The 21,328-nt window shown below is 30.6% G+C and carries 14 protein-coding genes; 13 read left to right on the top strand and 1 reads right to left on the bottom strand.

What is annotated here, in order from left to right; genetic code table 11:
- The first annotated feature begins 498 nt into the window (after positions 1–498).
- The 5 genes from CHB67_RS16705 to CHB67_RS16725 all read left to right on the top strand — a co-directional run bounded on the left by CHB67_RS16705 (position 499) and on the right by CHB67_RS16725 (position 3,962).
- Positions 499–717 (top strand): type II toxin-antitoxin system Y4mF family antitoxin, encoded by a 219-nt coding sequence (locus CHB67_RS16705; RefSeq protein WP_089382952.1) that lies wholly within the window; start codon positions 499–501, stop codon positions 715–717.
- A 3-nt stretch (positions 718–720) separates the two neighbouring features.
- Positions 721–1,056 (top strand): HipA N-terminal domain-containing protein, encoded by a 336-nt coding sequence (locus CHB67_RS16710; protein ID WP_089382953.1) that lies wholly within the window; start codon positions 721–723, stop codon positions 1,054–1,056.
- Positions 1,046–1,978 (top strand): HipA domain-containing protein, encoded by a 933-nt coding sequence (locus tag CHB67_RS16715; protein WP_089382954.1) that lies wholly within the window; start codon positions 1,046–1,048, stop codon positions 1,976–1,978. The genes CHB67_RS16710 and CHB67_RS16715 overlap by 11 nt, the downstream gene beginning before the upstream one ends.
- Positions 1,979–2,384: 406 nt before the next feature.
- Positions 2,385–2,564, top strand: a complete 180-nt coding sequence (locus tag CHB67_RS16720) for a hypothetical protein (protein ID WP_089382955.1) — start codon at positions 2,385–2,387, stop codon at positions 2,562–2,564.
- A 372-nt stretch (positions 2,565–2,936) separates the two neighbouring features.
- A complete protein-coding gene (locus tag CHB67_RS16725; RefSeq protein WP_089382956.1) occupies positions 2,937–3,962 on the top strand; it encodes a serine hydrolase domain-containing protein in 1,026 nt (341 codons plus the stop codon).
- 453 nt (positions 3,963–4,415) lie between these two features.
- On the opposite strand, the gene CHB67_RS16730 is transcribed toward CHB67_RS16725, so the two are convergent.
- On the bottom strand, positions 4,416–4,934 hold the full coding sequence (locus tag CHB67_RS16730) for a VOC family protein (protein WP_089382986.1): 519 nt from the start codon (positions 4,932–4,934) through the stop codon (positions 4,416–4,418).
- Positions 4,935–5,338: 404 nt separating this feature from the next.
- Between CHB67_RS16730 and CHB67_RS16735 the strand changes: the two genes are divergently transcribed.
- The 8 genes from CHB67_RS16735 (at position 5,339) to CHB67_RS16770 (ending at position 21,219) form a co-directional block, all read left to right on the top strand.
- Positions 5,339–6,211, top strand: a complete 873-nt coding sequence (locus tag CHB67_RS16735; protein WP_176461315.1) for a tyrosine-protein phosphatase — start codon at positions 5,339–5,341, stop codon at positions 6,209–6,211.
- 453 nt (positions 6,212–6,664) lie between these two features.
- On the top strand, positions 6,665–6,880 hold the full coding sequence (locus tag CHB67_RS17505; RefSeq protein ID WP_089382958.1) for a hypothetical protein: 216 nt from the start codon (positions 6,665–6,667) through the stop codon (positions 6,878–6,880).
- Between the two features lie 108 nt (positions 6,881–6,988).
- A complete protein-coding gene (locus CHB67_RS16745) occupies positions 6,989–8,644 on the top strand; it encodes a hypothetical protein (RefSeq protein WP_089382959.1) in 1,656 nt (551 codons plus the stop codon).
- Between the two features lie 49 nt (positions 8,645–8,693).
- Positions 8,694–12,815 carry a two-component regulator propeller domain-containing protein gene (locus CHB67_RS16750; protein ID WP_089382960.1) on the top strand — a complete coding sequence of 1,374 codons (4,122 nt, stop codon included), beginning with the start codon at positions 8,694–8,696 and terminating at the stop codon, positions 12,813–12,815.
- A gap of 211 nt (positions 12,816–13,026) precedes the next feature.
- Positions 13,027–16,035 carry a SusC/RagA family TonB-linked outer membrane protein gene (locus CHB67_RS16755; protein WP_089382961.1) on the top strand — a complete coding sequence of 1,003 codons (3,009 nt, stop codon included), beginning with the start codon at positions 13,027–13,029 and terminating at the stop codon, positions 16,033–16,035.
- Positions 16,036–16,041: 6 nt separating this feature from the next.
- Positions 16,042–17,562: a RagB/SusD family nutrient uptake outer membrane protein gene (locus tag CHB67_RS16760; RefSeq protein WP_089382962.1), complete on the top strand. Its 1,521-nt coding sequence runs from the start codon at positions 16,042–16,044 to the stop codon at positions 17,560–17,562.
- Positions 17,563–17,577: 15 nt separating this feature from the next.
- On the top strand, positions 17,578–18,762 hold the full coding sequence (locus tag CHB67_RS16765; protein ID WP_089382963.1) for a glycoside hydrolase family 88 protein: 1,185 nt from the start codon (positions 17,578–17,580) through the stop codon (positions 18,760–18,762).
- Between the two features lie 27 nt (positions 18,763–18,789).
- Complete coding sequence (locus tag CHB67_RS16770) at positions 18,790–21,219, top strand: glycoside hydrolase family 2 protein (RefSeq protein WP_089382964.1); 2,430 nt, start codon at positions 18,790–18,792, stop codon at positions 21,217–21,219.
- Positions 21,220–21,328 lie beyond the last annotated feature (109 nt).

The raw sequence follows: 21,328 nt of genomic DNA on the forward strand, positions 1-21,328 counted from the left end.
GTTGTAATTATAATTGTTAGTTTAATTCAGCATAAAGGAAAAGATGATGAAAAAGCAATTGAAATTACAAAGGAATTATTTAAAACAAGTCCGTTGTTTAACATTGGCTCATTTGCAGTTATGTTAGTATTAGTTGCTTTATACGCTGTTTTTTGGAAATAGAAATAGTTATATATAATTTAAAAGAGTTGGTGAAAGCCAACTCTTTTTGTTTTAAAGCGGACTATTAAGTGCGAGATTTTAATATATATGAGTTAAAGCCGCTAACGTTTTGTTGGAAACTTCAAAAACACCAGTTTATTACTTCAGAAGAATTTGCTGAATACAGTTGGATTAACCTATAAATTGTCACAGAATATCTTCAAAAAGTATCATAATACAATTCCTTATACTCCTTTTTTATATGTTTTAACATATAAAAAGTGTATTTTATTTTAGAATATATGTAAATACATATAATTTAGTATATTTGCATTAAATTATACTTAAAAGCATATAATGAAGGATTTAGCACAATTTGTAAAAGAGCGCAGAAAAGAAGTGAATTTAACTCAGGAAGAATTTGCAGAAAGAACTGGTGTTGCTTTAACGGTCATCCGAAAAATTGAACAGGGAAAAACGAACCTCAATATGGATAAAGTAAATTTGGTCCTAAAAATGTTTGGACACCAATTGGCTCCAGTAAGTTTAAAAGTAAATAAAGAACCTAATAATTAACCGATGAGAAGCGCTGAAATATTTTACGATACAATCCTTGCTGGAAAATTAGTGGAAACAGATGATGGGGAATATGCATTTACGTACACAAGTGAATATGTAAAGAATTTCCCTAATCAATTTATCACATTTACGTTACCTGTAAGAAAGGAACCTTATAAAAGCAATAGATTATTTCCTTTTTTCGAGGGACTTATTCCTGAAGGTTGGTTATTAAATATTGCTTCAAAAAATTGGAAAATTAACCCAAATGACAGAATGGGATTATTATTAGCGTGTTGTCAAAATTGCATTGGAGCTGTGAGTATTCAACCAATAAAGGAAGAAAATGAAGAATAAGTGTTTATATTGTTATCAAAATTTGACTACTGAAACTGACTATCACGAAAAGTGCAGTCTTATTTTTTTTGGAACAAAGCAAACTCCAAAACTGGAATATACATTTGACCAAATGTCTGAGTTAGCCAAAAATGTGGTGGAGCGCAGTGTTTCAGTGCCAGGAGTTCAGCCTAAATTATCGATGTCTTTTAATGAGGAAACAAAAGATCAAAGATTAACTGTTGTAGGTGCTTTAGGAGGAAACTATATTTTTAAGCCACCTTCATTGGAATATCCTGAAATGCCACAAAATGAACATTTAACAATGCGATTGGCTGAATATTTAAAAATCAAGACTGTTCCATCCTCTTTAATCAGATTGAAATCTGGAGAATTATCATACATCACAAAACGAATTGATAGAGCCGAAGATGGGAAAAAAACACATATGATTGATATGTTTCAAATAACAGAAGCTTATGATAAATATAAAAGTTCTATGGAAAAAGTTGGCAACGCTTTAGGCCAATTTTCAAGTAATACATTATTAGATAAATTATTCTTTTTTGAATTGACATTATTTAGTTTTTTAACAGGAAATAATGATATGCATTTAAAAAATTTTTCAATGATTGAAAGTGCTTCTGGTTGGATATTAGCACCTGCTTATGATTTGTTGAATGTGGCCATTGCAAATCCTGAAGACAAAGAAGAATTAGCATTGACATTATGCGGGAAAAAGAAAAAATTTACAAAAGAACATTTTGTAAGTTTTGGACAAGGTCTGGGGTTAAGTCAAAAGCAATTAGCTAGTGTATTTAATCGTTTTCAAAAAAATAAAAACGGAATGATAAAAATGATTCAAAATTCATTCTTATCTAAAAAAATGAAACTAGCATATATTGAAATTTTAGAAGAACGATTTTTAAGGTTATTTATCTAAAACGGAATCATAAAATTTAATATGATTTGACACCATTTAATCAGTCAAAAACCGTATATTTATTCCTTAATAGAAAGTCAATTTCTACAAAACTAATTTAACCTTTATGGTAGTTAAATAACTACCTCAAATTCTTTGACATCTCTTAAATACTATAAAAACTAGGGTATTTGAAACAGGTTTGAATCCTGCCGGGGTCACTAGAGTAACAATCAAATAAGCCCAAATCCTTGTAAATCCTATGTTTTACAAGGATTTTTTATTTTTAGATTACTAGACTATTTAATTTCATATATTTGGTCAACAAAAAATATCGCGGTCAACACTGTTGACCAGTAGGCCAAAAACCCATAGTTGATTTGACTTTCGTCTTAAACAAAGTTTAACTTAGAAAAAGACGACAACTATGAAAACATCATCAACCTTTTCTATCCTTATTTGGATAAATGCTTCACGTGCTAAAAATAATGTAGCTGAAATATTTGCTAGAGTAACAGTTAATCAAAAACGTGCTAATATTAGCTTGAAACGTAAAATTGACATTAACTTTTGGGATAAAAATAAATCTAAAGCTAAAGGAGCGTAGTTGAAGTTATTCGAAGGATAATTTTGGATCTCATTATTACACTTTACTTACCCTCAACTAACTGAATTTTCAGCTACAAAACACCAAACCCAACCAAAATGATATAAGTTACACTTAAAATAATAAATTTGATTTAAATTAGTAGTTCAAAAAATTGCAATCAATACAATCATCTATTTTAAACTAAAGTATTTGTTTATACGTTTTGGGTAAATAATTATCAGTGATTTCGCATTGGTTATAACAAGTTGTAGCTAATTTGAACATATTACAATTCATCCAGAATATTCAACAATTCAGAGAAAGGGAATTTGTATTTTAAAAAGATAATTAGACTTTTGAAAATGTATTTCTAAATTTAAGAGAATCATTATGAATAAAAAAAAGTTAATTCTTAGAATAGTATTATTTGTTTCAACTATTACCTCTTTGTTTTTTGTGCCCTGGTTACTTGTAAAAGCGTGGATACTTCCGTTACCTGATTCAGTTCAAGAACAGTTAGATGAAGGAGTAAACCACGGATTTGAAGGAATAATTGCTTATGTAGACCAAAAAGGAAAGACTTCAGAATATTATGCAGCTGGTTGGTATAATAGAGAATCCAAAATACCCGCCAAACCAAAAGCTTTATTTAAAATTGCGAGTATTAGTAAGTTATACGATGCTGTTGCTGTTACCAAATTGGTATATGCTGGACGACTTGATTTAGATAAAACTATTGAGGATTATTTACCTGAACTGGTGGGCAGAATTGAAAACGCTGACAAAATAACCTTAAAATTAATGATACAGCATAGAAGTGGAATTCCAAATTTTACAGATGCTCCAAAATTTTGGGAAGCTCCTACTGAGTCTTATGAAGAAAGCCTAGCATTGATTTTAGACAAACCGGCAAATTTTAAACCTGATAGTGATTACGAATATTGCAATACAAATTATCTATTATTAAATAAAATTATGGATAATGAACTAGGTTATAACAACTTCATTTATATTCAAGAAGAGATTTTGGATCCTTTAAATTTAAAAAATACTTTCCGATCTTTAAGTGACGTAAATGTTAATAATGTAATGAGTGGTTATCATATTGGTTACCCTCATGATTTAAAAACTAACGATTATGGAATGCACGCTACAGCAAAAGACGTAGGAAAATTTCTAAGAGCATTAAATGATGGATCTTTATTTAAAGAAGGTGAAAAAGAAATATATGATTCCGTTTACAAATATGAACATTCTGGTTGGGTTCCAGGGTATCAGAGCTTTGCCAAGTATTATAAAGACATTGATGCAGTTATTGTTGTTTTCTATAGCACAACAGATCCAAAACTTTACAATTGGAATTTATCTGAAATTATAAACAAAAGAATTAAGAAAATAATTAGAAATAAAAACTAGCTACAACACCGCATATACTTTATTGCTAGTAAAAGCAGATTTACGAAAATCCTATTTCCTATTGGGTTTTTATTTGCTAAATTAGTGCTTTAAACACGCAACAAAATATATTCAAACACGTTAAAAAAACAATGCCTAGCTAGGAATAGCTAAGCATTGTTTTTTTATGAAACAGACGTTTTAAATATAAGAAACAAAAAAACTAACCACTGCACCAATAACAGCTATAACAATGGTAAAAACCACATCTTGCGAAATAATATTTAAAATTATGGGTCTTAATATATATGATAAGGTTTCAAGTGAAATCTAAATTTTTTGAAATTAACAATAATCATATTTTATAAACTCTTTTTTGTTAAATTAGTACTCTAAAAAGTGTAAAATCAAAAATAATAAAATAGATATAAGAAACTTTTATCTAGGATAATTTAATCTAGACAAGCATAATTATCATAAGCATATAACAAAGTTGTAATGTTCATAGGAGTGGGAATAGATTTCGAATACTGTTCCAAAAGGATCTTCAACGTAACACATACGATACGGTTTTTCTCCTAGATAATACTCTCTAATTGGCATTCTTTGTTTACCTCCAGCATCTACAATTTTTTTAACAAGTCCTTCAACATCGGGGTCTTGTATTGAAAAGTGAAATAAACCTGAGCGAAATGGCTCAAAAACAGGCTCTTGTTCTTTACTCTCATTAAATTCGAAAAGTTCGAAACCAATCTTATCTCCCGTAGAAAGATGGGCGATTTTAAATGTTCCCCATCCTTCGCCAAAAACATCAATACACATTTGACCAATAGCTGTTTCATTTTCTTCTTTTACTATTGTTGGTTCCATAATAACATAAAACCCTAATACTTCAGTATAAAACTTAACCGCTTCTTCAATGTTTGGAACAGTGATTCCAATGTGAGAAAATGTTTTAGGGTAAGGTTCTACAGATTCATTTAAATTACTCATTTTGTTTTGTGAATAACTAAAAGTTGATAACATTAATATGAAAACAACTATTGCATAATTCTTGTTCATTATTTATTCTTTTAAATTTGACGTAAAATATAGACATAAATCAAAGAAAAACAAGATGTTACATTGATTGCATATAGTTATGTAAATGTGTATTATTAAGATTTTCAGTAGTTTATAGATTAAAAAAAATGAAAAAAATGAAATGAAAAAAACAATGGGGTAACAATGCACATAAAAACAGCTTCATTTAGTTAAATATAATGTTTCTAAACCTAAAAATTATTAAATTTAACACTCGGAAAATATCGTTTTCAAAAAAAACGCTATTTTTTATCCCTTTAACCGTTACTATCCATTAAAAACAAAAGATTGTCTAATAAATGAAAATTAATAACATGAGAAAAATAATTATTATAACCGTAGCTATTTTCTTTTTGATTGGATGTAAGAATCGTTATAGTAGTCCCAATCAAGATGATTTTATAAGGACAATATCACTTGAAGGACAAGACAACTTTCGTGACTTAGGAAACTATTTTACCACTAAAGGGAAAACAGTTCAGAAGAGAAAAATATATCGCTCAGGTACTTTATCACAAATAACTGAAGAGGATAAAGCTGTAATTCAAGAATTAGGAATTAAAACAGTGATAAATTTTCTTACGGAAGAAGAAATAGCAAAACGAGGAGCAGATAAGCTACCTAATAATGCAAAGTCTGTGTATTTACCTATATCAGGTGATAATGACGAAGCTTCAACAGTCTTGAAAGCAAGACAAACTGGGAACTTTTCTAAAGTACCTGTCGAATTAAATTATAACATTCATAAACTATTACCTGAGGTCGGGAAAGATTCATATTATCAACTGTTTAAACTACTTGCAGATTCGTCGAATTATCCCGTTCTTTTTCATTGCTCACATGGCGTTCACAGAACCGGTACAGCAGCAGCTTTGTTGCTAAGCTTATTGGATGTTCCTTGGTCAGTAGTTGAAACGGATTATTTACTTTCAAACAAATGCAGACAGCGTAAGAGCCAAATGCGTATAAATCAACTTGATTCTATTGCTAGACATAATTTTGACACTTTGGATTTTAAAGAAAATAGAAAAAATATTGAAGCTTTTTACATATTACAAAGTGAATATATTCTTGGAACGAAAAAGCATATTGAAGAAACATATGGCTCTTTTGACAAATATTTTGAACACATTGGACTGTCACAGAAAGAAATATTAGCGATAAAAAATAATTTAATTCAAGAGTAAAAAAGCTTGGTAACAATAGTAATCGTTGTGCAAGGCACTAAAAAAATAGAAAACACACTTCAAAAGTTTCATTTCAAGGGGCTTTTGTCTGTTAAAAAAAATGAAGCACAACTTTTGCATCACTATTTACTTTTTTGGTAATGATTTTGATATTTCTGAATGTTCTAAGCCATAACTGAGAGGTTGTGAAATTCGCGTTTAAGAGAACTTTAGAATTTAATTTTACTATTCTAAATTATGAATAGTAATCGTTAAGATTTATCTCGAAACAACCTTTTCAAAGCACAAGAAACAAAAACTAATTACTGCACCAATAACAGCCATTACAATGGTGAAAATTACATGAATGAAGTTGATATTAAATACTGTAGATAAGAATGTGCACCCAAACATACCTTTTTTTAGTTGTTGACTTTCGTTTTAAAAAAAGTTTAACTTAAAAAGACGGCAACTATGAAATCACAAAACAATTTTTCTATTCTAATTAGTATTAACGCTTCGCGAGCAATAAATAATGAAGCAGAAATATTTGTTAGAGTTACTCTAAATCAAAAAAGAGCTAAAATTAGTTTAAAACGTAAAATTGATATGAACTCCTGGGATAAAAATAAATATAAAGGAAACAGTCAACAAGCATGTTTAAACAAGTTATTTTGTCAGTCCTATTGATTTTATAATAAAATTGTACAATAGGTAACCTAACTTAGGATACTTAAGACCTAGTTAATTAGTAATTTTATCAGTAACAAAAACTCATTAATATTAAACTCTGTAAAAATGTCTAAACGATCGTTATTTTTTAATGTCTTATTTATTTGTCAAATATTTGTAGTTGCAGCACAAGAAGTACCTAAAATATTAACTGATAAAAAAATTACAGAAAACCATTATTTACCTGACTTTAGCTATGCAGGTTATCATAATGGAGAAGTTGAACTTCCATATAGTTTTGATAAAATTGTTTTAGCAACAGATTTTGGAGTGGTTGCAAATGATGGTTTAGATGATTCAAAAGCATTGTTAAAAGCGTTAGAAGCTACTAAAAAAATGCCTGGAAATATAATACTTCAATTGCCAACAGGAAAATTAATTCTGAGCAATATTCTTTTTATAGAGCGAAGTAATTTTGTGTTACGCGGTGCTGGAGCAGGAGCAGGTGGTACAGAAATTTATTGCCCAAGACCTCTGATGTACCTTGATAGTCCAGATGCTTTAACAGAGTTAAGAGAGTATTTGGTGACATTTGATAAAAGAGAGCGTCAGAAAGAAAATAATATTGATCTTCCTTTTTCTCAATATGCATGGTCTGGAGGAATCATTTGGACTCAGGTGCCTGGAGAACGTGTAAAATCATATTTAGGGAAATACGATACTGCTAAAAATGTATTGGCTAAAGTAACAAAAGGAGAGCGAGGAGAAACTACTTTTGAAGTTTCAGAGATAAAAAATTTAAAGGTTGGAGCTGTAGTGCAATTAGAGTTGTTTAATAAAAGCGGTGAAAAAGGAGCAATTATTGACGATTTATATAAAAAGGCTGATGTTAAAGTTGGTTCGCACCATTGGATGTTTCCAACACTACCTATTGTATCTCAACAAGTAGAGATTTTAAAAATTCAAGGTAAAAAAATAACTATAAAAACACCCTTAACCATTTCAATAAAACCTGCTTTTGAAGCTCGATTAGTTGAATGGAAACATTTAACAGAAGTTGGTATAGAACATTTAAAAATTACATTTCCAAATGCGCCAAGAGTTGCACATCATGTAGAACCTGGTTTTAATGCCATTTGTTTGACAAGACTATTTAATAGTTGGGTAAAAGATGTTGAAATTACAAATGCAGATAGTGGCGTTTTAACTGAGGAAATAGCAAATGTGACCATTAAAAATATAGTAACAAATGGTAGTAATTTAGCACATTACACAGTAGCGATGGCTGGGGTACATAATGTACTTGTAAATAATTTAAAAGTATTTAATGAAGCTGTTCACCCATTAAGTTTTAATACATTTTCAACTAAAAATGTGTATCAAAATTGTGAGGTTTTTGTAAAGCCCGTTTTAGATCAACATTCAGGAGCAAACCACCAAAATTTATTTGATAATGTAACAGTACACCTTTCAGTAAAAAAAGATAATAGTTACCCATTATTTGCTGGTGGAGGTGCAGGTTATTGGAAACCATCTCACGGGGCATACAGTACGTTCTGGAATATAAATGTACAAGTTTTAAATAATCATGATTTACCGTCTAATGTTTTATTAAATGGTATGCTTGACGGTCCTTATGCAAATTTAGTAGGGGTTCACGGTAATAAAAACTTTCAAATTAAGTATGAGCCGTCTCCTTATATTGAGTTGTTAAATTCAAATCTTTACAAAATACCTTCATTATATAATTATCAATTACAAAAAAGGTTGGATAAAAATTAAAAATGTAATACTTTAGAAAAATATAAAACCCAGCAAATAATAAAAATTAATGCAACGTAATTTTAACTTATTTTTAGTTTTAATACTTATTTTTTTACAGGGTTTTTCTCAAACTGCAAATTATCGTTTTAGAAACCTATCTACATCTAATGGGCTGTCACAGAGTTCTGTAATTGTAATTCATCAAGATAAATTAGGTCAAATGTGGTTTGGAACCAGAGATGGTTTAAACAAATATGATGGTACTCATTTTAAAATTTTCAGAAACAATCCAAAAGATAGTACTACTATAAGCAATAGTGATATTTTAGCTATTGAAGAAGATTCTGAAGGAACAATTTGGATAGGAACTTACAATGGTTTAAATAGGTACAACCCTGTTAAAAATAGCTTCAAAAAATATTTTCACACAAATGCTACAGGTTCTTTAAGCAACAATACTATTTGGTCTATACAAGAAATTAAAAATGAAATATGGGTTGCAACCTCTAACGGAATTTCAATTTTTAACAAAACTACAGGTGTTTTTCAAAATGTATTTCACCAACCTTCTAATACCAAAAGCATCCCTAGTAATTTTGTTTCAAAAATTATTGAAACAGAAAATGGAGAAATATGGGTAGGAACTTCAAAAGGCTTGTGTAAATTAGAAAAAAGAGACGGTACTAATTTTGTTTTTAGACATTTTACACCTTTATTAAAAGATTTAGATGAGAAGTTATATGTGCAAGAGATTATTGAAGATGCGCAAAATAACTTATGGATTGGAACAAAAACCAATGGTTTGTTTAAACTTAATAACAAGCAAACCAAACTAATTTCAGTTTTTAAGTCAAAACAAGGCTCAAATTTAGAAAAAGATTTTAGAGCAATAGCCATTGATAAAGAAGGAGATTTATGGTTTGGGACCAATAGTGGGGTTTATGTGTTGAATCCCGAAAAAAATAATCAAAAAGAACCTTTAAATTGGATTGAAAATAAAAATATTAGTAAAATAAAATCTATTTATACCGATAAAAAAGGATCAGTTTGGGTAGGAACCTATTTTGGAGGTGTTCATATTTGGGATGAAACAAATATGAATTTTACCAATTTAAATAAAAATACAGAAAAAAATAGTTTAAGCTACAATGTTGTGGGATCTATGGTTTTAGATGCTGAAAAAAATATTTACTTTGGAACTGAAGGAGGTGGAATAACTATTTTAAATAATAAAACCAACACTACAAGTTATTTAAATACTGCCAATGTAAAAGAACTACCAACTAATAATATTAAAACCTTATTATTAAATAATAAAGAGGATTTATGGATTGGTACCGTAGATAAAGGATTAATAGTTTATAATTTAAAAAATAAAACAACGGCAAACAAACAGTTAAGTGCTGAGTTGAAAGATTTGTTAGAAGATGTTGGTGTTTATGTGCTTAAAAAGGAGTCTGATAGTGTAATTTGGATAGGTACTTTTGGCAATGGTTTAATAAGGTATAATACCAATAAAAAATTAGTAAAAGTTTATAAAAATGAACTAGGCCAAATTTCATCACTAACCAATAATAGAGTTCGCTCTTTGTTAATAGATTCGAAAAAACAAATTTGGATAGGTACTCAAAGCGGATTGAATTTAATTCCTTCACCAAACTCTACAACTAACCAAGTTAAAATACAACATTTCTTTTTTGATAACGAAGCCTTATCGGGTGATGATATTTTAACTCTCTTTGAAGATAGCAAAGGCGCTATTTGGGTGGGAACAAAAGCAAAAGGTTTTTATGTATTAAAGAAAGGTAAGTTTGAAAGAAAAATTATTAATGATGGAGACGTTGAAATAACATCAATTCATTCGGTATTAGAAGATGCAAATCAAAATCTATGGTTAAGTACCAATAATGGTATTGTTAAATTTAATACAAAAACCAGTGAAACTAGTATTTATGGAGAAACAGACGGTCTTGTAAGTAATGAGTTTAATGATAATTCTAGCTTAAAACTTAACGATAATCAATTGTATTTTGGAGGGCCAGCAGGTGTTTCTTATTTTGATCCTGAAAATATAGTCTCTAACAGTTACGTACCACAAGTAATTTTAACAAACTTTAAAATTCAAAATAAAACAGTTGAAGTTGGTAGTGATAAAAAAGATATTCTTACTAAAAGTATTGAGTATACTAAAAACATTACCTTAAATTACAATATGGCAAATTTCACCATTACTTACGCCATTCCTAATTTTATCAATTCAGCAAATAATGAATATTCATACCGATTGGTAGGCTTAGAAAACGAGTGGATTACTACATCTAATACAGAAGCATCCTATACCATACAAACTGCAGGAACCTATGTTTTTGAAATAAAAGGCGCAAACAATAATGGTGTTTGGAATACCCAACCTACTAAGCTAAAAATAGTAGTACTACCTGCTCCTTGGAAAAGTTGGTGGGCGTTTTTATTGTACACCATTATAATAGCATTGGCATTATTTGGTTTAACTGTTTTTTTAAAATCAAAAGCGAAGTTAAAGCTTGAATTAGATTTAGAACATATAGAAAATGAACGAAATGAAGAAATAAACCAAGCAAAACTGCAGTTTTTTACAAATATATCTCACGAATTTAGAACACCGTTAACCTTAATTTTAGGGCCACTACAACAATTATTATTAAACTATAAGGGTAGTAATAAAATGTATAAAAAGTTATTAGTTATAGAAAGTAGCGCCAATCATTTGTTACAATTAATTAACAGGTTGATGGATTTTAGAAAGTTAGAAAACAATCAATTTAAATTACAATCTGCAGAAGGAAATATAGTAAAATTTTTAAAGGAGATTTATTTTTCATTTAGCGAATACGCAAAAGACGGTAACTATAATTATACTTTTGAAGCTTCTGATGATTCCGTTTTAGTATACTATGATCGTTCAAAATTAGAACGGGTTTTTTATAATCTAATTTCAAATGCATTTAGATTTACTTCAAAAGGAGGGAATATAAAATTTAAAGTAAATAAAGATGATACACATATTTATATTACAGTTGAAGATAATGGTGTAGGTATTTCTGAAGAATATGTTGATAAAATATTTGATCGATTTTTTGAAATAGCCATTCATAACAATCAAAAAGAAGGTTATAATAAAGGTACTGGTATTGGATTGTCAATTGCAAAAAATATTGTGACACTTCATAAAGGCACAATTAAGGTTAAAAACAATAACGAGCAGGGAACAACATTTGAAGTGGCTTTGCCATTAGGGAGAGAACATCTTTTAGATGAAGAGATATTAACAGATTTTAAAACTAGTGACGATCTTTCTCAATATATTACACAGTTAGAATCTAAAGTTGTAGACTTGAATGATGATATTGAAGATTTAGTTGCTAAGGAAGATAAACCTATAGTTTTAATTGTTGAAGACAATAAACCATTACGTTCATTTATTAAAAACTTGCTGAAAGACGAATGTAAAGTTATTGAAGCTGAAAATGGAAAAGTAGGATTAAAGAAAGCTTTAGAAATAATTCCAGATCTTGTAATAAGTGATGTTATTATGCCAGAAATGGTTGGTACTGAAATGTGTTCAAAAATTAAAGAAAATTTAAAAACCAGCCATATTCCAGTAATGTTACTAACTGCACGTTCTTCATTAATTTATAAATTTGAAGGATTGGAAAGCGGTGCAGATGAATACATAAGTAAACCTTTTAATATAAAAGAATTTAAATTGAAGGTTAAAAATATGCTTGAGGTTGTAAAACGTTTAAAAAGTAAGTTTTCTAAAGAAAACAATTTAGCGCCAAGTGAAATTACAGTTTCTTCTGTAGATGAGCAATTGCTTAAAAAAGCCTTTAAAATTGTTGAAGATAATATTTCAAACGAACAATTTGATATTCCATTTTTTTGTGACGAATTGGGCGTGAGCAGAACCATGTTGTTTACAAAAATTAAAGCTTGGACTAATTTTACACCTAATGATTTTATTCAGGAAATAAGAATGAAACGTGCAATTCAATTGTTAGAGCAAAATAAAATTAATATTTCGCAAATTAGTTATAAAGTAGGATTCAAAAATCCAAAATACTTCAGCAAGTGCTTTCAAAAAAAATATGGGAAAACACCTTCCGAATATCAACGTAAATTTTCAAATAATTTCCCGGAAGAATTATAATACCCCATAAAATAAGGAAAAAACAGTCTATTTTGGATAATTAGATACCCTTTTTTGAATTTTTAGTTTAATCTTCGCTCCTATATTTGGGGTATGAAATTAAACAAAACAAAAATAATTTTTATTGAAACATTACTGATGGCGATAATCATAGTGTTGAGTTTACTAATTATTTATTTTGTTTAAAAAAATAACTTAAAACCAAATATATATGTCAAACAAAACAAATTTAGTCAAGGGGTATTTATTACTGTTCCTTGTATTTATGAGTGCATTGGGCTACGCTCAAGAAAAAAATGTGACTGGGAAAGTTCTTTCTCAAGACGACAACATGGGTCTTCCAGGAGTTAATATTTTAGTAAAAGGAACTTCAATAGGAGGTTCAACGGATATGGATGGATCATATTCAATAACCGTACCGGGTAATGATGCAGTTTTAATATTTAGTTACTTGGGGTTTTTTCCACAAGAAATTACTGTAGGTAGTAAATCAACTATTGATGTTGTTTTAGCTGCAGATTCAAATGAATTAGATGAAATTGTTGTTGTAGGTTATGGTGCTGTAAAGAAAAGTGATATTACAGGTTCTGTTTCTTCAGTAAAAGCTGAAGAATTAACTGCATTTCCTGTTTTAAGCGCAGGTCAAGCATTGCAGGGGCGTGCAGCAGGTGTTGTTGTGCAATCTAATAATGGTGGTGAGCCAGGAGCGCCAATTTCAATTAAAATTAGAGGAAATACTTCTATTAGTGCAAGTAGTGCAGCGTTGGTTGTTGTTGATGGTTTTGTAGGAGCTACCATGCCTCAATCAGCAGATATTAAATCTATGGAAGTACTAAAAGACGCATCTGCAACTGCTATTTATGGATCAAGAGGTGCAAACGGTGTAATTTTAGTTACAACTAAAAAAGGACGCGCAGGTAAAATGTCTATAGAATTAAATACTTCTTATTCTGTTCAATCAGTATCAAATCAATTAGATTTATTAGATGCAAATCAATTTGCAGCTTATCAAACAGCAATCAACCCATCGTATGTTCAAGGTTCAGCAAATACAGATTGGCAGGATTTAATTTATACTGGAGGTGCTGTATCAGATACACAGTTAGCATTTTCAGGAGGAACTGAAGATATTGATTATTATGTTTCAGGAAATTATTTCAATCAAGAAGGAGTTGTAATTAACTCAGGATATGAGCGTTTTTCATTTTTAAGTAACCTTAATGCTAAAATTTCAGATAAATTTAAAGTAGGATTTAATGCAGTAGGAAGTAGAAATACTAAAGATGGCGTTTCTACGCAGGCAAATACTGGTGGTAGAGGATCAGGTGATGTTATTTCTATAGCATACCGTTTTGCTCCAGATTTAGGTGTTACTGATGCTAACGGAAACTACACATTTAACTCTGTAGGTGATGATGTTGATAACCCGTACGCTATAGCTAAAGAAAGTATTGATGAAACAGTAACAGATAACTATCGTGCAAATTTTTATGCCGATTATCAAATTATTGAAGGTTTATCATTTAAAACAACTTTTGGGTTTAGTACTTTAAATAGAACTAGAGGAACTTTTAAACCGTCAACTTTAATTACAACAGCAGGTGCTCAGGGAGGTATTGCAACAATAGAAAATACGAAGATGTCTGATATTTTAAGTGAAAATTACTTAACATATAACAGAGAATTAGGAAAGGGTAATTTAACAGCTTTATTAGGGTATTCTTACCAAAAAATTAAAAATGAAAGAAACGGCGCAGGTGCACAAGGGTTTATAACAAATAGTGTTTCTTACCGTAATCTTGGTCAAGGAGCAGTACCATTAACTCCTTCATCATCTTTATCTGAAACTGAAATTATGTCATTTTTTGGTCGTCTAAATTATGATTATAACGATAAATACTTGTTTACGTTTACTGCACGTCAGGATGGGTCTTCAAACTTTGCTAAAAACGAAAAATACGCATTTTTCCCTTCAGGAGCTTTTGGGTGGAAAATTTCAAATGAAGATTTCTTAAGAGATAACAATACGGTATCTAATTTAAAATTAAGACTTAGTTATGGTGTTACAGGAAACCCATCAATAGCACCTTACCAATCTTTAGCTAGTTTTGAAGATATTTATGCAGTAGTAGGTGATGAAACTGTAGGTGCGGTTGTACCAAACCAACTTTCAAATCCAGATTTAAAATGGGAGTCATCTTACCAAAGTAATATTGGGGTTGATTTAGGGTTATTTGATAGTAGAATTGCGATATCTCTAGATTATTACAATATTGATACAAAAGATGTAATATTAGGAGATACTTCAGCACCTGAATATGTTGGGTTTTTGAACTCTACAGCATTAAAGAATGTTGGAGAGATTAATAATAAAGGATTTGAAATTACATTAACAACTAGAAATTTTGTGAAAGAAGATTTTACTTGGACAACAGATTTTAACTTCTCTAGAAATAGAAATACAGTTCAAAAATTAATTGGAGGTGAAGATATCTTTTTAGATTCTGCTCCAGGTCACTTTTTACAAGATGAAACTCATATTTTAAGAGAAGGTGAAGCAGTTGGTCAGTTTTTTGGATATGAATACAGAGGTGTAAACCAAGGAGGAACACTTCCAGAAGGAACTGCAAGTTTTAATAATGTACCAGGTGAAGAATTATTTACTGATATTAATGATGATGGAGTTATTACAACTGATGACCGTAAAATAATTGGTGATCCTAACCAAGATTGGACATTTGGATTTAACAACTCATTCCGTTACAAAGATTTTGATTTAGGGGTGTTTTTCCAAGGAGCTGTTGGAGGTGATATTTTTAGTTACACATTCTTAGAATTAGCTTCAGGAGGTTCAAATGCAACAACAGAAGCTTTGAATGCTTGGACACCAACAAATACTAATACAAACGTTCCTTCGGCAGCCGTTAGAGGAAAAAGAATTTCTTCAAGATTTGTATATGATGGTACTTATGTGCGTTTGAAAAACTTAGTTTTAGGGTATAACTTAGATGCTAGCTTAATTGAAAAAATGGGAATTCAAAATCTTCGTTTGGCTATAAGTGCACAGAATTTATGGACTATCACAGATTATCCAGGAACTGATCCTGAGGCAAGTTACCAAAGTAGTGGAGCTCAAAACAGCAATGTTAATAATGGGTTTGAGTATGGTAATTATCCAAACATTAAATCTGTAACTTTCAGTTTAAACTTTAAATTTTAAAAAACAATGAAAAATTTCAAATATATATTTTTAATGCTAACCTTTTTAGGAGTAGCATGTTCAGATTTAGAAGAAGAACCGGTAGGTTTATTATCTCCGGATGGGTTTTTCAACTCTCCTGCTGATGTTCAAACCGCTGTAAATGGAGCTATCGGAACTATGGCTGAAGAAGGGTATTGGGGAAGAAAATTATCTTTACCAATAATGTTAAGAAGTGATATGGTTACTATTGCTGATGTTGGAACTGCAGCAAGACGAATTGATCATAACCAATTTACAGTTCAGGCTGATAACGGAATGATTACTGCATTTTGGCCTAGATCATACCAAATAATTGCTGCTACTAACGAAGCTATTGCTGGTGCTGCTGATGTAAATGCTCCAGAAGCGCAGTTAAATGCAGCTACTGCTGAAGCTTATTTTGTACGTGCATTTGCATACTATAATTTAGTGCGTTTATTTGGTGCGGTTCCTTATTTAGATACTCCTGTATCAAATATTGATGAAGCTGCCCAAATTAGTAAAACACCTGAGACCGAAGTGTATGCTAATATTATTTCAGATTTAGAATATGCAAAACAATGGTTGCCAGACACACAGCCTTCTACTGCAAAACCTACAAAAGCTACTGCTGCCGGATATTTAGCTTCAGTTTATTTAACTATGGGTGAATATCAAAAAGCTTATGATGAAGCAAAATATATAATTTCAAATGAAGGTAAATTTGGGTTAACTTTAGCGGATGATTTTCAAGATCTATTTAATGCGGATAAACAAAGCGGACTTAACGAAGCTTTATTTACGTTAGATTTTAACGGTTTTAGAGCTGGAAATTACGGACAAGATTACCAAGCTGCCTTAACAGGAATTAGAGGTAATGAAGCTGGTGGAATTGGTGGCGGATGGTCTGTTGCTGCACCAACTGTAGAAGTATATAATACTTGGGATGGTAGAGACTATAGAAAAGCAGTAAGTTTAGATACAATTGGTATTTTTAAAGGTAATGTAGAGCCTTTTATCAACTTCCCAAATTTTGATTCTAGAAATATTGCAAGTGCTTATATTGCAAAATATACACGTTTTCCTGGTTTAACATCTAACGGTAACGGTAGAGGTTCAAGTTTTAATTATGCAATGATGCGTTATGCTGAAGTATTGTTAATTGCTGCGGAAGCGTTAAATGAAGTTACTCCTGGAACTACTGAAGCTGATGGTTATGTAAATAGAGTAAGAGCAAGAGCAAGAAACCAAGCAGGAACTATGTCAATGTATCCTTTAGATGTTACTGCCGGTCTTTCTAAAGATGCTTTTAGAACAATGGTATTGGAAGAGCGTAAATGGGAATTAGCATTTGAATTTAAAAGATGGTTTGATATCAAAAGACGCAAAATGGGTGATGAAGTTTTTGGACCTTCAGGTCTTGAGCCTCAACCAAACTTTAGTGCAGCTCGTGATTATTATTTACCACTTCCAGCTGATGAATTACAAAGAAATCCTAATTTACAACCAAATAATACGGGTTATTAATTTTAAGAATAGTTAATGAACAAATTAAACTATATAGTTTTAATTCTTGGGTTTACAGTGCTTTTTACAGCCTGTGAACCTGAGAAAAAACTTAAAAAAGATACTGAAATAGCAGATAACAATAGCCTTTTAGAAAATCGTTATCAAAAGCTATTAGCTTATAAAGTAGACTCTTTAAGTTTTCCTAGAAGTATGTCTTTAAACCCTGAAGAGATTCACAAGGTACCATCTAAAGATTGGACCAGTGGTTTTTTTCCAGGTAGCTTATGGCAAATATTCAAACTTACAGGAAATGAAAAATTTAAAGAAAAAGCCGTAGAATGGACCGCTTTAATGGAGAACCAAAAATACAATGATAAAACTCATGATATGGGTTTTAAAATTTATTGCAGTTTTGGGGAAGGTTTAAAAGTGGAAGATAACCAATTTTATAAAGATGTTATTGTTGAAAGTGCCAAAACGTTAAGTACTCGTTTTAATGAAAAAGTGGGTTCTTTAAGGTCTTGGGATTTTAATAGTGATATTTGGGAGTTTCCAGTTATTGTTGATAATATGCTAAACTTAGAATTGTTGTTTGAAGCAACAAAAATTTCAGGAGATAGTACCTTTCATAAAATTGCAGAAACACATGCCGAAACTACGCTAAAAAATCATTTCAGACCAGATAATAGTATTTATCATGTGGTTGTTTATGACACGATAACAGGTGTTGCCAAAATGAAAGTAACACATCAAGGGTTTAATGATGAATCAACTTGGGCGCGTGGTCAAGGTTGGGGTATTTACGGTTATACAATGGCATATCGTTATACCAAAAACCCAGCTTTTTTAAAACAAGCTGAAGCTACTGCTAAATTTTATATGGAACATAAGAATTTACCTGAAGATGGAATACCATATTGGGATTTTAATGATCCAGCAATTCCAAAAGCACCACGTGATGCATCAGCGGCAGCTGTTGTAACTTCTGCTTTGTATGAACTATATGGCTTCACTAAAAATAAAGTATATTTGGACTTTGCAAATAAAGTACTTGATAATTTAAATTCAACAAAATATTTATTAGACGCTACTGTAAACGGACCTTTTATTTTAAATCATAGTACAGGAAACTGGCCAAAAAATGATGAAATAGATGAACCAATTTCGTATGCTGATTACTATTTTTTAGAAGCTTTACTTAGAAAAAAAGCACTTTAAATTTCATTAGATCTTAAAAATATAAAAATGACAATTCCAACTTATAACTATTTTAAATTAATTCAAAAATTAGCTTTTGTATTTATTTTAACTACTATTATTTCTTGTGCTAATAATGGTACATCCGAACGTAGTCAAACCAATATAAATGAAAACTGGTCGTATTTAGAAAACGATTCAGAAGAATTACCAAATACAAAAGCCAAAGAATGGCAAAGTATTAGTTTACCACATTCGTGGAATAGTACTGATGTTACAGATTTAGAACCTGGTTATCGCAGAAATGCAAGTTGGTATGCAAAAACATTGGCTATTAATAATGTTGTTCCTAATCAAAATTATTTTTTGTATTTTGAAGGTGCCAATATTAATACTCAGGTGTATGTAAATGGCAAACAGGCTGGTGCACATATTGGTGGTTATATTGGTTTTGAAATTGACATTACAAAGTTTATTCACTCGGGTAATAATGAAATTTTAGTACGTGTTGATAATGGATACGATCCTGAAGTTATTCCTTCGCAAAAAAGTGATTTCTTTATTTTTGGCGGTATTACACGTGATGTATGGTTAGTAACTAAACCAAATACGCACATTGGCAATATACAAATTACAACACCAACTGTTTCAAATGAGAAAGCAAGTTTAAGTATTAAAACAATACTTAATAATGTTAAAAATTTAACAAGTTTAACTTTAAAAGCAAGCTTACTAAACCCAAAAGGAAATGAAGTAGCAACTCAAAGTGTTCCTGTTTCTGAAGCTACAACTACTATTTTATTTGATGAAATAGTAAACCCTGAATTATGGGACACAACAAATCCTAACTTATATACGGTTAGTGTTTCTTTGGTTGAAAATAATGAAGTAAAAGATCAAGTTGAAGACAAAGTTGGTTTTCGTTGGTTTGAATTTGTGAAGAACGGTCCTTTTTATTTAAACGGAAAACGTTTGTTATTACGTGGTACACATAGGCACGAAGAACATGCAGGTGTAGGTGCTGCAATGAGCAACCAACAACACCGTGCTGATATGGAATTGATAAAAGAAATGGGAGCTAATTTTGTTCGTTTGGCACATTATCCTCAAGATCCAGAAGTTTATAAAGCTTGTGACGAGTTGGGAATATTAGTTTGGGATGAATTGCCTTGGTGTAGAGGTGGAGTTGGAAATGATACTTGGAAAACCAATGCTAAAAACATGTTAAGTGAAATTATCACACAAAATTACAATCACCCAAGTGTTATTATTTGGTCTTTAGGTAATGAAATTTATTGGTTACCAGATTTTGAAGGCGGTGATGAAAGAACAGAAATCAATACTTTTTTAACAGAATTAAATAATCTTTCGCATAAATTAGACCCAGCACGTAAAACAGCTATCAGAAAATATTACGAAGGATCACATATTGTAGATGTTTTTTCTCCTTCAATTTGGTCTGGTTGGTATTCAGGAAGTTATAAAAGTTACCAAAAAGCAATTGATAAATATAAAAAAGAATACAACCACTTTTTACATGCAGAATATGGTGGGTCAAGTCACGTAGGGCGTCATTCTGAAAATCCTATCACAGGTGAAGGTTTAATTAAAGCCGACGGTTGGGAAGAAGCTATTGTACAAACTAAAGTTGCTAATATTGCTCAAATTGGAGATTGGAGCGAAAATTATATTGTTGATTTATTCGACTGGCATTTACGAATTTCAGAAACGGATCCAACTTTTGTAGGAAATATTCAATGGGCATTTAAAGATTTTGGAACACCTTTACGTCCAGAAAACGACATTCCTTATATGAATCAAAAAGGATTGGTTGACCGGAATGGAAATCCAAAAGATGCTTTTTATGTATTTAAAAGTTATTGGAGTGATGTTCCTTTTACGTACATAGAATCTCATACTTGGACAGAGCGCCAAGGGCCAAAAGATTTAGCAAGAACTATAAGTGTTTATAGTAACTGTGATAAGGTAGCTTTTTATCATAATGATCAATTTTTAGGTGAAAAAGAGCGCGATATTACTAAGTTTCCGGCATCTGGTTTAACTTGGGATGTAAACTTTACTGAAGGTGAAAATAAACTAGTAGCTGTTGGTTTACCAACAAATGGTAGTCAGGTTTCAGATACATTGGCAGTAAATTATCGTTTCAAAAAAAATGGAGCGGCTAAAGATTTAGAGTTATCGTATAAATTATTAGAAAATGGTAATTATTTAGTAACAGCTATTGCAGTTGATTCAAAAGGAATGCGCTGTTTAGATTATGAAAAAAGAGTTTATTTTCAATGTTTAAGTGGTGGAGAATTATTGAAAAGTCAAGGTACACCTACAGGTAGCGAATCTATTGGAATGTCAAATGGAAAAGCAAGTATTGAAGTAATTCCTTCAGGAGCTAATAAAAAAATAGAAGTAATGGTTTTAAATCAGAGTTTTAAAGGAACTTATTTAACCATAGAAAGATAATTTGTTTAAGTTTTGATGGCGCTAATTTTAAAATGATTCTGTTTAATTTAGAATGTTTTAAAATTAGCGTTTTTTATATAAAATAAAATAACCATTAATCTATTCGAAG

This window comes from Lutibacter agarilyticus (assembly GCF_900188235.1).
GTDB lineage: Bacteria > Bacteroidota > Bacteroidia > Flavobacteriales > Flavobacteriaceae > Lutibacter > Lutibacter agarilyticus.

Coding starts and splice junctions, on each gene's coding strand:
- CHB67_RS16705 (WP_089382952.1), top strand. CDS start 499: ATGAAGGATTTAGCACAATTTGTAAAAGAGCGCAGAAAAGAAGTGAAT.
- CHB67_RS16710 (WP_089382953.1), top strand. CDS start 721: ATGAGAAGCGCTGAAATATTTTACGATACAATCCTTGCTGGAAAATTA.
- CHB67_RS16715 (WP_089382954.1), top strand. CDS start 1,046: ATGAAGAATAAGTGTTTATATTGTTATCAAAATTTGACTACTGAAACT.
- CHB67_RS16720 (WP_089382955.1), top strand. CDS start 2,385: ATGAAAACATCATCAACCTTTTCTATCCTTATTTGGATAAATGCTTCA.
- CHB67_RS16725 (WP_089382956.1), top strand. CDS start 2,937: ATGAATAAAAAAAAGTTAATTCTTAGAATAGTATTATTTGTTTCAACT.
- CHB67_RS16730 (WP_089382986.1), bottom strand. CDS start 4,934: ATGAGTAATTTAAATGAATCTGTAGAACCTTACCCTAAAACATTTTCT.
- CHB67_RS16735 (WP_176461315.1), top strand. CDS start 5,339: ATGAGAAAAATAATTATTATAACCGTAGCTATTTTCTTTTTGATTGGA.
- CHB67_RS17505 (WP_089382958.1), top strand. CDS start 6,665: ATGAAATCACAAAACAATTTTTCTATTCTAATTAGTATTAACGCTTCG.
- CHB67_RS16745 (WP_089382959.1), top strand. CDS start 6,989: ATGTCTAAACGATCGTTATTTTTTAATGTCTTATTTATTTGTCAAATA.
- CHB67_RS16750 (WP_089382960.1), top strand. CDS start 8,694: ATGCAACGTAATTTTAACTTATTTTTAGTTTTAATACTTATTTTTTTA.
- CHB67_RS16755 (WP_089382961.1), top strand. CDS start 13,027: ATGTCAAACAAAACAAATTTAGTCAAGGGGTATTTATTACTGTTCCTT.
- CHB67_RS16760 (WP_089382962.1), top strand. CDS start 16,042: ATGAAAAATTTCAAATATATATTTTTAATGCTAACCTTTTTAGGAGTA.
- CHB67_RS16765 (WP_089382963.1), top strand. CDS start 17,578: ATGAACAAATTAAACTATATAGTTTTAATTCTTGGGTTTACAGTGCTT.
- CHB67_RS16770 (WP_089382964.1), top strand. CDS start 18,790: ATGACAATTCCAACTTATAACTATTTTAAATTAATTCAAAAATTAGCT.